Origin of the sequence: Cupriavidus sp. SIMBA_020 (assembly GCF_046535395.1) — a bacterium.
In the GTDB taxonomy this organism is placed as follows: domain Bacteria; phylum Pseudomonadota; class Gammaproteobacteria; order Burkholderiales; family Burkholderiaceae; genus Cupriavidus; species Cupriavidus campinensis.
Genome location: NZ_JAWRWU010000515.1, coordinates 1 through 274, shown reverse-complemented (window position 1 = coordinate 274; position 274 = coordinate 1). Strand labels below are relative to the sequence as shown.

General features: G+C 64.6%; 1 protein-coding gene. It reads right to left on the bottom strand.

Annotation, left to right across the window (positions count from 1 at the left end; translation table 11 throughout):
- Positions 1 to 274, bottom strand: a 274-nt coding sequence (locus SB751_RS30295; protein ID WP_410749059.1) for a TonB-dependent receptor, incomplete at both ends; no start/stop codon positions are given.

The window sequence follows — 274 nt, the reverse complement described above, 5'->3', positions numbered from 1 at the left end:
CAGGCGGAAATCCTCGTAGCGGTCGAGCGTGTCGGCGTAGATGTAGTTCTTGACCTTGTTGTGGAACACGCTGGCCGAGAACGTCGTGTCGCCCGCATGCTTGCGCAGCGTCAGGTCGATGTTGCGCGAGGTCTCGCGGCCCAGGCCGGTATTGCCCAGTTCATAGGTGTTGGTGGCCAGGTGCACGCCGTCGGCGTACAGCTCCTGCGCGGTCGGCAGCCGTTGCGAGCGCGACAGCGACAGGGCCACCGAATACTGTGGCGCGAAGTCCCAG